We start from the raw sequence: 7,680 nt of genomic DNA, 5'->3' as shown, positions 1-7,680 counted from the left end.
CCCCCCCCCCCCCCGCCCCCCCCCCCCCCCCCCCCCCCCCCCCCCCCCCCCCCCCCCCCCCCCCCCCCCCCCCCCCCCCCCCCCCCCCCGCCCCCGCCCCCCCCCCCCCCCCCCCCCCCCCCGGGCCGGCGCGGCCCCCCCCCCCCCCCCCCGCTCCTACGAAGAGCCGGCCCCGGCGAACGCTTTCGTAGGATGGCGTGGAGCGCAGCGATACCCATCGATTCGGCTGCACCGACAGCATGGGTATCGCAAGCTCTCGGAACGCACGCCCCATCCTACATTCGTGGCTCTGCATGACCTCGAGACCTGCGGGACGGTCGGAGCCCCCGGTACGTAGGGCGCATAACCCGGAACGGGTTATCCGCCGATACCACGACAGTGGATAACGCCGACGCGTTATCCCCCCTACGCAGAGCACCCGCCTCACCAAGCGGGATAGAAAAAGGCCCCGCAAGCGGGGCCTCTTCCTGCACGCCGGCTCTTCGGGCCGTTACAGGGAATCCAGGTAACGCTCCACATCCAGCGCGGCCATGCAGCCGGCGCCGGCGGAGGTGATCGCCTGGCGATAGACGTGGTCGGCCACGTCGCCCGCGGCGAAGACACCGGGGATGCTGGTCGCCGTGGCGTTGCCGTCACGGCCGCCGTTCACCACCAGGTAGCCGTCCTTCAGCGCGAGCTGGCCTTCGAACAGCGAGGTATTGGGCGTATGCCCGATGGCGACGAACAGGCCGTCCACCTGCAGTTCGGAAGCCTCGCCGTCGTTGTGGCGCAGGCGCACACCGGTGACGCCCATCTCGTCGCCCAGCACCTCCTCCACCTGGGCGTTCAGGCGCAGTTCGATCCTGCCTTCGGCGATGCGTGCGCGCAGCTTGTCCTGCAGGATCTTCTCGGCGCGGAAGTTTTCGCGGCGGTGCACCAGGGTCACCTTGCTGGCGATGTTGGCCAGGTACAGGGCTTCTTCCACGGCGGTGTTGCCACCGCCGACCACTGCGACTTCGCGGTTGCGGTAGAAGAAACCGTCGCAGGTGGCGCAGGCGGACACGCCCTTGCCCATGAAGCGCTCTTCCGAAGGCAGGCCGAGATAACGCGCGCTGGCGCCGGTGGCGATGATCAGCGCATCGGCGCTGTAGGTGCCGCTGTCGCCCTTGAGCACGAACGGCTTGCCGGCCAGGTCGACACCGTGGATATGGTCGAAGACGATCTCGGTCTCGAAGCGCTCGGCGTGTTCCTGCATGCGCTGCATCAGCGCCGGGCCGGTCAGGCCGTGCGGGTCGCCCGGCCAGTTGTCGACCTCGGTGGTAGTGGTCAGTTGGCCGCCGGCCTGCATGCCGGTGATCAGCAGCGGCTTGAGGTTGGCGCGCGCAGCGTAGACAGCGGCGCTGTAACCCGCGGGACCGGACCCCAGGATGATGACGCGCGCATGACGATCGGACATGACAGCCTCCAGTGCTCAGTTGAGATGAATCAGGCAAAAGAAAAGGGAGCTGCCAAAGCACCAGGGGGAAGGTTGGGAGAACGGCAGCTCCACGTAAAAGATTTCTTGCGCGGACCGCATCGCCCGGAGACTGGAGGCAATGCGGTGTGACCGAAATCACGTTTGCATTCTCCTGCAGAACTCCGCGAAACCCTTGAGATAAGTCAGGGATTTCCGCGGTCGCGCTCGGCTCGTTGAGATAAGTCAGGAAGTCTCGGAACGACCCTCGAACTTGTTCGATAGCACATGGCGCACAGCTTACCGCCACGCTCGCAGCCTGCTGAAATGCCCAATCTCAATGCACCTCATAGGCTTGCCCTATGCAGCGCGCACCCACGGCCCGGATGGCTAGACTCAAGCAAAACAAAGGTCACACGCATTCCCATGAACCTTCGTGCCCGCCTGCTCTGGCTGTGCCTGCCCCTGTTCGTCGCGAGCCTTGCCGGGGTCTGGCTGCTATCGGACCTGATCCTGCTCGACCGCTTCGACCGCGGCGACCGCCAGCGCCTGGCCGATGAGGTGCGCATCGTCCACAACCGCGTCGCCTACGAGAAACAGCGCAACCTCGACATCGTCCACAGCTACGCCTGGTGGGACGCCAGCTACCAGTTCATGCGTCGGCCGCAGGCAAACTTCGTCGAGGACAACCTCGACCAGGACCTGCTGGGCATCCTCGGTTTCGACTACGTGCTCTACGTCGACCGCCAGGGACAGATAGTCGCCCAGCAGTGGAAGCTCGACGAACTGCCCCGGCGCTTCCCCCATCAGGCAGTGCCCGACGCCGACCGGCTACGCCGGAGCATCCTGCGTACCGCGCTGGACCTGGGCGCGCTGGAAATCGAAGGCGCCCCGCGCCACAGCCTCGATCAGCTGCTGCAGATCGACGGCGTGCCACAGCTGCTGCTGAGCTACCCGATCAGCAACAGCGCCGGCACCGCCGAACCGGCCGGCGCGGTGATTGCTGGAGTGCTGCTCGACAGCGCACGCATGTCCAGCCTGCAGACCCAGATGGGCGCGAGCCTGCGTCTGGCGCAGGACCCGGTGCAGGGCAAGGACTGGCGCACCCTGAACATTCCCACCGGGCGCGGCGCCACCCTGCTCAGCCCCCGGCGCCTGCTGGACGAGAACAGCCAGCAGATGTCGCTGCTCTACCTCGACTCCCGCGGAAAGGCGCAACTGCGCCTGGAGCTCACCAGCCCCAGGCCGCTCTACCAGCAGGGCCAACAGTCCGTCCGGCTGTTCCTCTACCTGACGCTCGGACTGCTCGGCGGCGCCACCCTGCTCGCCTATGTGGCGCTGGAGTTCCGCATCATCCGCAGGGTTTCCACCATGAACCGGGAAGTCGCGGTCATCGGCCAGGACGACACGCCTTCGCGCCTGAGCCCACAGGGAGCAGATGAACTGGGCCAGCTGGCGAGCGAAATGAACCGCATGCTCGACCGCCTGGAACAGAGCGAGGCGCGGGACCGGGCGATCCTCGACGCGATCCGCGACGGCTTCTTCGAGATGGACACCCGGGGCATCATCCGCACCCTCAACCCGGCGTTGTGCCGGATGCTCGGCTACAGCGCCGAGCAACTGAGCGGCCAGCATTTCGGCATTCTGCTGCAGCAGGCGGACCTGCTGCGGGCCCGCAGCCTCTATGAGCAGGCCCGCGACGATGAACAGGAAACCACCTTCTCCGCTCCCTTCAAGCGCCGCGATTGCCGACTGGTCAGCTGCGAAACCCGACTTTCGGCGATCCGCGACTCCCAGGGCGAGTTCCAGGGCTTCCGCGGCATCCTGCGCGACATCAGCGACCAGGTGGCGTACCAGAAGCAACTGCTCGACCTCGCCTACCGCGACACCCTCACCGGGCTGGGCAACCGCAAGGCATTCAACGAACAACTGCAGCAGGCCGTCGTGCACAGCAATCGCGTGGCCCTGCTGTACATCGACCTGGACCGCTTCAAGCAGGTCAACGACCGCTTCGGCCATGCCATCGGCGATGCCCTGCTCGGCACGGTCGGCGAGCGCATGCGCAGCAGCCTGCGCCAGCCGGACCAGGCCTTCCGCCTGGGCGGCGACGAATTCGCCGTGCTCCTGGCGAACGCCGAGCCGGATCAGGCCGAAGCCCTGGGCACGCGCCTGCTGACCGTGCTCGGCGCCGAGTACCACCTGGGCGGCGCGGTGATCGACTTCGTCACGCCCAGCATCGGCATCGCCTTCTACCCGCAGGATGCCGGCGACGCCGACGCCCTCACCCGCGCCGCCGACATCGCCATGTACCAGGCCAAGCAGGAACGCAATCGCTGCTATCGCTACACGGCGGCCTGAGGGCTGGCACGAGAACACATACCCGGCAAAACAGACGGCTCGCCGGGCCTTCGCCGGGTCTGCTAAGGTCGCCTACGGTTCAACCCTGGAGATGCCGATGTCCACCCTGAGCGGCCCGCAATACCTGAGCGAAGGCCTTAAACTGATGATGCGCCCCGGCCTGCGGCTGTTCGTGCTGCTGCCCCTGGGCATCAACATCCTGCTGTTCGTCGGCCTGATCGGCTTCGCCATCAACCAGTTCAGCCACTGGGTCAACGCCCTGATGCCCAGCCTGCCGGACTGGCTCAGCTTCCTGCAGTTCATCCTCTGGCCGCTGTTCGTCGTACTGGTGCTGCTGATCGTGTTCTTCACCTTCACCATGATCGCCAACATCATCGCCGCGCCCTTCAACGGCTTCCTCGCGGAAAAGGTCGAAGTGGTGGTACGCGGCACCGACGACTTCCCCGAATTCAGCTGGAGCGAGCTGGTTGCCATGGTCCCGCGCACCATCGGCCGCGAGCTGCGCAAGCTCGGCTACTTCCTGCCGCGCGCCATCGCCCTGTTCATCCTCAGCCTCGTACCCGGCCTCAACCTGATCGCCGCCCCGCTCTGGCTGATCTTCGGCGTGTGGATGATGGCCGTGCAGTACATCGACTATCCGGCGGACAACCACAAGCTGGGCTGGAACGAGATGCTCGCCTGGCTGCGCAGCAAGCGCTGGGCCTGCATGGGCTTTGGCGGCATCACCTACCTCGCGCTGCTGATCCCGGTGGTCAACCTGGTCGCCATGCCCGCCGCCGTCGCCGGCGCGGTGCTGTTCTGGGTGCGCGAGGGCGGCGACAAGGCGCTGGTGAAGTAACCGGCTGGCGGTTCCGGTCAGCTGTCACCTATCGATCATCGCTCTGTCATCGGCGCGCCACCGCGCGCCGCGACACTGCGAGCATGACCACGACTCCCCTGCGCATTGCGCTGATCAGCGAAACCTTCCCGCCGGAAATCAACGGTGTCGCCAACACCCTGGGCCGGCTGGCCTCGGGGTTGTTGCGCCTCGGACACCAGATCCAGGTCGTGCGCCCGCGCCAGCAGGGCGACGAAGGCCGACACAGCGACAGCGAGCTCGTCCTCACCCGCGGCTGGCCGCTGCCCGGCTACCCCGGCCTGCAATGGGGCCAGTCGTGCCTGCACAAGCTGCTGCGCCACTGGAAGAACATCCGCCCGGACGTGCTCTACATCGCCACCGAAGGCCCGCTCGGCCTCGCCGCCCTGCGCGCCGCGCGGCGCCTGCGGATCCCGGCGATCAGCGGCTTCCACACCAATTTCCAGCAGTACAGCGCGCATTATGGCTTCGGCCCGCTGATGCGCCTGGTGACGCTGTACCTGCGCTGGTTCCACAACCGCACCCAGCAGACCCTGGTGCCCAGCGCCAGCCAGTCCATGGAGCTGCAACGGCGTGGCTTCGAGCGCCTGGCGCAGCTCTCGCGCGGCGTCGACAGCCAGCTGTTCAACCCGGCCCGGCGCGATGAAGCGCTGCGCCGCGAATGGGGGCTGGGCGAGCGCGACATCGCCGTGCTGCACGTCGGCCGGCTGGCGGCGGAGAAGAACTTGTCGCTGCTGGGCAGCAGCTTCCGCGCACTGTGCGCGGCGCACCCGCAGCTGAAGTTGCGCCTGGTGATAGTCGGCGACGGCCCGCAGCGCGCGCACCTGCAGAAAGAGCTGGCCGAAGCGGTGTTTTGCGGCCTGCAGCGCGGCGAGGAACTGGCCCGGCATTACGCCAGCGGCGACCTGTTCCTTTTCCCCAGCCTCTCGGAAACCTTCGGCAACGTGGTGCTGGAAGCGCTGGCGTCAGGGCTGGGCGTGGTGGCCTTCGACCAGGCGGCCGCCGGCCAGCACATCCGCCACGGGCACAACGGCGTGCTCGGTGTGCCGGGCGAGAACCAGAGCTTCTTCGAAGCGGCGAGCTGGTTGCTGGGTGACCCGGAGCGTCTGCGCCGGGTGCGCCTCAATGCGCGCCACCACGCCATCCATCAGGCGTGGGACACGGTGGTCGAGCGCTTCGAAGGGTATCTGCAGGAGGCCTGCCGCACGGCCCTGCCGGGAAAGCATCCCGGCCTGGACCATGCGGGGGCGCACAAGTAGGAATCAGGCGAAGGGCTTGGGCTCGGCCGCGAAGGACAGGCTCATGGCGCCCGCGCCAAGGTTGATGCCGCCGGTGGGGCTGAGCATCGCCAGATGCACCTGCACCCCCTTGGCCTGGCAGGCCGCTTCCAGCGCCGCGAAACCGGGCAGGTCGCGCAGGGCGGAGGGATCGCCGGCATAGCTCAGGCACATCTGCGGCGCCAGCAGCTCGCCCGCCTCGACTCGCGTGCGGGCGAAGTTGAGCAGGCGCTCGGCGGACTTCTCATAGTTCGGCGACACCGATACCGGCTTGTCCTCGCCCTGTACCAGGCTCAGCACCGGCTTCATGTCGAGCATCGAGCCCAGGCCGAGGAAGGCACCGCGCAGGCGGTCGCCGATGCTGCTGCGGTCGCCCTTCTGGAAGCCACGGCGGCGGATGTGTCCCAGGTCGCTGGCGACCAGGAAGGTGTTCATCTGCTGGCTGAGCTGCTCCAGGCGGGTGCGCACGGCGTTGGGGTGCTGGTCTTCGCCGAGCAGGCGCACGCCTTCGGCGGCCAGCACGGCGAGACCGGCGAACACGGTCTGGCTATCGATCACCCGCAATGCGAAAGGCCCCGCGATGCCAGCAGCCGCGCGGCGCTCCTTGTAGCTCTGCAGCAGGCTGAAGGAAGCCTGGGTGGCGTGCTCGAAGATCGGGCTGCGCTGGCTGGTCACGGTCAGGCAGATCACGTAGTCGAAATCGGTGACCAGTTGCTCCAGGAACCAGTCGTGGGTCTGCGCCGGCGTCAGCGGTTCGCTGCCGTCCTCGGGGCCGACCTTGGGCAGGTCCTGGGAATAGAATCTGAGGGTGGTGTCGGGGTCGCGATCATCGACGATGCGCCGCTCGCCTACCCGGATACCGATGGGCAGCACGCGAATGTTGTGGGCAGCAAGGAATCCCGGGGGAAGGTCGCAGGTTGCATCGACCACCAAGCCGATCCGCATGTCTTACTCCTATGGCCGTATCCCGGCCTTATTTTTGTGTGAACGCGGTCATACTCTGCCCGTTTCAGACCGGGAAGTCAGCATGCGGAAAGGTGGGTCTCGGAAAAGATTTGTAAACGCCTGGGACGATGCTTTCAGACCATTCAGGCAATCAATGCCCCGCCATAATCGAGACATATCTGTAGGAGCGAGCTCGCGAACATCGCCCACGGCGGGGTCGGTTCGCGAGCAAGCTCGCTCCTACGAAGAGCCCACCCCAGACCGATCCGGCTTTGGCTTTGGCTTTGGCTCTTGAGGACTTCCAGAGAAACATCCTCGCACTCCGAACGGCCCCGTTCAGGAGGCCTCGTTGAAGCGACGTTTCAGGGGTTGAGCGACATGGATGTCGCGAGAGCTGCGATGGGCCAGGGATGGCCCTTCGCAGCGTGCCCCTGAAACTTCGCTTTAACGAGGGAATTTTTCGCCTAAGCGAAAAACCGGATGTCCGGGGCAAGACCTTTTGGTTCCTTTTGGGAGGGCGGCTATCCGACGCTTGCCAAAAGGGACTCGCCCGAGGGGGCGAAACACGGAGTCCGCGCATACGCCAAAGCGGTGCCGAAGTGCCCAAGCCAAAGCAGGAATATTGGAGCAGGAGAAAGGCCGGCCCTGCCGGCGGATCGCGGATAAAATCCGCTCCTGCGCGAGCCGAAACCATGGAGCCGACCTGTAGGAGCGGGGGGGGGGGGGGGCCCGGGCCCCCCCCGGGGGGGGGGTGGGGGGGGGCGCGGGGCGCGCGGAAAGCCCAAAACCCCCGCGCCCCGGGGGGGGGGGGG

The 7,680-nt window shown here is 66.9% G+C and carries 6 protein-coding genes; 4 read left to right on the top strand and 2 right to left on the bottom strand.

Annotated elements, in window-relative coordinates; translation table 11 throughout:
* Positions 1–191: hypothetical protein (locus tag ACCC94_RS25830; protein WP_413352466.1), on the top strand; the 191-nt coding region annotated here is incomplete at its 5' end.
* Between the two features lie 299 nt (positions 192–490).
* Here the strand turns inward: ACCC94_RS25830 and trxB are convergent.
* On the bottom strand, positions 491–1,435 hold the full coding sequence (trxB, locus tag ACCC94_RS25825; RefSeq protein WP_413352465.1) for a thioredoxin-disulfide reductase: 945 nt from the start codon (positions 1,433–1,435) through the stop codon (positions 491–493).
* 423 nt (positions 1,436–1,858) lie between these two features.
* Here trxB and ACCC94_RS25820 point away from each other — a divergent pair, with 423 nt between their 5' ends.
* From ACCC94_RS25820 to ACCC94_RS25810, 3 genes are all read left to right on the top strand, one after another.
* Positions 1,859–3,790 carry a diguanylate cyclase domain-containing protein gene (locus ACCC94_RS25820; RefSeq protein ID WP_413352464.1) on the top strand — a complete coding sequence of 644 codons (1,932 nt, stop codon included), beginning with the start codon at positions 1,859–1,861 and terminating at the stop codon, positions 3,788–3,790.
* 97 nt (positions 3,791–3,887) lie between these two features.
* The gene (cysZ, locus tag ACCC94_RS25815; protein WP_413352463.1) at positions 3,888–4,628 is read left to right on the top strand and encodes a sulfate transporter CysZ; all 741 of its coding nucleotides are present in this window, start codon (positions 3,888–3,890) and stop codon (positions 4,626–4,628) included.
* Between the two features lie 83 nt (positions 4,629–4,711).
* Positions 4,712–5,905, top strand: a complete 1,194-nt coding sequence (locus ACCC94_RS25810; RefSeq protein ID WP_413352462.1) for a glycosyltransferase family 4 protein — start codon at positions 4,712–4,714, stop codon at positions 5,903–5,905.
* 3 nt (positions 5,906–5,908) lie between these two features.
* On the opposite strand, the gene ACCC94_RS25805 is transcribed toward ACCC94_RS25810, so the two are convergent.
* On the bottom strand, positions 5,909–6,868 hold the full coding sequence (locus ACCC94_RS25805) for a DegV family protein (RefSeq protein WP_413352461.1): 960 nt from the start codon (positions 6,866–6,868) through the stop codon (positions 5,909–5,911).
* Positions 6,869–7,680: the final 812 nt, after the last annotated feature.

This window comes from Pseudomonas sp. Pseusp97 (assembly GCF_047304025.1).
Classification (GTDB): Bacteria; Pseudomonadota; Gammaproteobacteria; order Pseudomonadales; family Pseudomonadaceae; genus Pseudomonas.
Note: the sequence above shows the minus strand (reverse complement) of the source record. Positions and strands in the feature narration are given on the sequence as shown.